Origin of the sequence: Zooshikella harenae (genome assembly GCF_018837975.1) — a bacterium.
GTDB classification, from domain to species: Bacteria; Pseudomonadota; Gammaproteobacteria; order Pseudomonadales; family Zooshikellaceae; genus Zooshikella; species Zooshikella harenae.
The window spans coordinates 1-687 of sequence record NZ_JAGSOY010000327.1; the positions used below are offsets into that span (position 1 = coordinate 1).

Below are 687 nucleotides of genomic sequence, written 5' to 3' on the forward strand. Positions count from 1 at the left end.
GTTCTGTGTAGGAATAAAGTGAAAGATCTAGCGCTACGTGCAATTAATGAATTAGCAATAAAGCATAATCCGGAATTTATAGTTCTGTATGGGTCTATTGTTCGTGGGGATTACACGGACGAGAGCGATATTGATATTGCTTGTTTCTGCAAAGAACCTGCAGTCACAAAAGATGTTCGCATCTTTGAAGGCAAGAAACTTGATTGTTGGGTTTATAAAATAGAAGAAGCTGTTCCGAATAGAAAGGACTTTCTAAGATTCGTTGGTGGTGAGGTATTTCTAGATAGCAATGGCATTGGTAGGAAGTTTGTTTCCGAAATAACCGATTTCTTTAATATTGGCCCTGACAAAATTAAAGCTGATGCTAGGGACCACCTACTTGAGTGGTCTAAGAACATGCTAATAAGGGCTTCAGGAGATACTATCGAAGCAAAATACCGCAAAACTTGGCTGCCGTGCGAACTCTTAGAAATATATTTTGAGCTAAGAAATATGTGGTACTTAGGGTCCAAGCAAAGTTTTCTTTGGCTGCAAGAAAATGATTACTCTATATACTGCATGTTTGAAAAAGCATTTTCAGATCCATCAGATATTTCGGTGCTAGAAAAATTAGTCAGTGCCGCAACTAACACAGAACAAGTACAGGCAATGGACGCGAAAAAGACCGCGCCAATGCTGTAAGCGTTA

At 39.2% G+C, this 687-nt stretch carries 1 protein-coding gene; it reads left to right on the top strand.

Annotation, left to right across the window (positions count from 1 at the left end):
- A partial coding sequence (locus tag KCG35_RS25950) for a nucleotidyltransferase family protein (protein ID WP_215822805.1) occupies window positions 1–681 on the top strand: 681 nt, incomplete at its 5' end.
- Window positions 682–687: the final 6 nt, after the last annotated feature.